Here is a 2,085-nt window from a genome sequence, read left to right as displayed (position 1 = left end):
TATGATTTTGTATATTTTATAAATAAACACTTAAAAACAAAAAATAATTTTCAATATTCAAGTAAATTTAAACTTAAAGCCATTATCATCATTCCTGCGATAAGTCCATATAAACTATCATGAGCCTTATCATAAGTTTTTGCAGCGGGCAAAAGCTCATCAAGAGATATAAAAACCATAATTCCTGCAATCACAGCAAAACTTATAGCTAAAGTAAGATCGCCTATAAAAGGCAATAAAATCAAAGCTCCAACAAAAGCACCCAAAGGCTCTGCAAAACCCGAAAGAGCTGAATAAATAAAAGCTTTTTTCTTATCTCCTGTAGCATGATAAATCGGCAAACTCACAGCCAAACCTTCTGGGATATTGTGTATAGCCACAGCTATAGCTATAGCAATTCCTAAAGTAAGATTATCAAGACTTGAAATAAAAGTAGCAAAACCTTCTGGGAAATTATGTATAGCAATAGCCAAAGCTGTAAAAATCCCTGTACGTTTTAAAGCTTTAGTATTGATCTGATGCAACTTTTCTCCAGGATGAAATTTCGGAGGATTTTGTCCTTTTTGGGGCAAGGGACAAATTTTTAACTCGCTTAAATCCTCTTTAGGCTCGTGAGGATTGACATCTTCGGGGATTAATTTATCAATCAATAAAGATATTAAAATTCCACCAAAAAAACAAGCTAATCCCAAAAGCTCAGCCCAATGCGAATCATAGTGATTTTTAAAATCTTTAAGTGCAGTAGGTAAAATTTCCATGAAAGAAATGTATATCATTACTCCAGCTGAAAAACCAAGCCCCAAAGAAAGCACCCTTAAATCATCTTTTCTAGAAAAAAAGGCTATTATAGAACCTATAGCCGTAGAAAAACCTGCAAAAAGAGTCAATAGCATTGCGATAAAAATTTGTTCAAATGTAAATTGCATTAATATTCTTAAATAAATAATATTTTAAAACTCTTTATATTTATAAAAAGTTAATACTTGATAAAAATATACAAAATAATTAAAAATTTTTGATTTTTTATGTAAAAAAGTTCATTTTTTATACACTTTTTCTCTTATTTTTTGTTAGAATAATATTTTTATTTCATTTTCAATATAAATATAGGAGTTATAATGCAATCAATAAATTCAGGCAAATCCGTTGGAATTTCAGCCAAGCTTACGCTATGGGTTGGAATTTTAGTTGTATTAATTTTAGCAATCACAAGTACCGTTAGTTACTTTGATGCCAAAAATCACACATATGAATTGCTAAAAGAAAATCAATTAAAAACTATGGATGATGTTAAAGTAACTTTTGAAAACTATTCCAAAAGCAAGCAAAAAGCTATAGAGGTTCTAGCATATGAAAGTGCTAAAAAATTAGAAGATGAAAATATTTCACTGCTTCTAGATTCTTTTAAGAAGGCGTTTGATTTTGATATTGTTTTTATTGCGTTTGATAAAAACAACAAAATGCTTTTGTCAAATGGAACAATTTTAGATAAAAAATCAAATTTTGACATTACAAAACAAATTTGGTATCAAGAAGCAAAAAATAACAAAGGCATCACAATAACTCAACCATATAAATCCCCTATAGATCAAGAGATTGGTATAACTTATGTTTTCCCTATTTATAAAAATAATCAACTTATAGCTTTCGTTGGAGGCGATTACAATCTAGATAAATTTTCCAAAGATGTATTATCTTTAGGACACTCATCAACTACTTATGCTGCTGTTTATGACTCTGAAGGAAGAATTATTTTTCACGAAGTGCTTGATAGAATTTTAACAAAAAACACTTTAAGCGTTAATATTGCTAACGCCATAAAAGAAAACCCTGAATATATAGATCCAAATAAGAGAGATATTCTTTTTCCTGTATTTGATGATAAAGGTATCAAATATGAAACAATGTGCGATACAAGTTCCAATGGATTATATCGTATTTGTGCTGTAACTTTAGATAGTAACTATACTTCCGCTGTTAATTCCATTTTAATGAAACAAGCTATAGTCGGTATTATAGCTATAATCATAGCTTTAATCTTGATTAGATTTTTAATCAGCAGAAGCCTCTCTCCACTTGCAGCTA

General features: G+C 29.5%; 2 protein-coding genes. One reads left to right on the top strand and one right to left on the bottom strand.

Annotated elements, in window-relative coordinates; translation table 11 throughout:
• Positions 1–50: 50 nt before the first annotated feature.
• Positions 51–926 carry a zinc transporter ZupT gene (gene zupT / locus FBF10_RS08490; protein ID WP_002919197.1) on the bottom strand — a complete coding sequence of 292 codons (876 nt, stop codon included), beginning with the start codon at positions 924–926 and terminating at the stop codon, positions 51–53.
• Positions 927–1,118: 192 nt separating this feature from the next.
• Between zupT and FBF10_RS08485 the strand changes: the two genes are divergently transcribed.
• A partial coding sequence (locus FBF10_RS08485; RefSeq protein WP_198509320.1) for a cache domain-containing protein occupies positions 1,119–2,085 on the top strand: 967 nt, incomplete at its 3' end.

The organism is Campylobacter sp. CFSAN093249, assembly GCF_011067895.1.
GTDB lineage: Bacteria > Campylobacterota > Campylobacteria > Campylobacterales > Campylobacteraceae > Campylobacter_D > Campylobacter_D jejuni.
This window is presented reverse-complemented; position numbering and strand designations above follow the sequence as displayed.

Excerpts from the sequence above, each read along its gene's own strand:
- zupT (WP_002919197.1), bottom strand. The coding sequence starts at position 926 with ATGCAATTTACATTTGAACAAATTTTTATCGCAATGCTATTGACTCTT.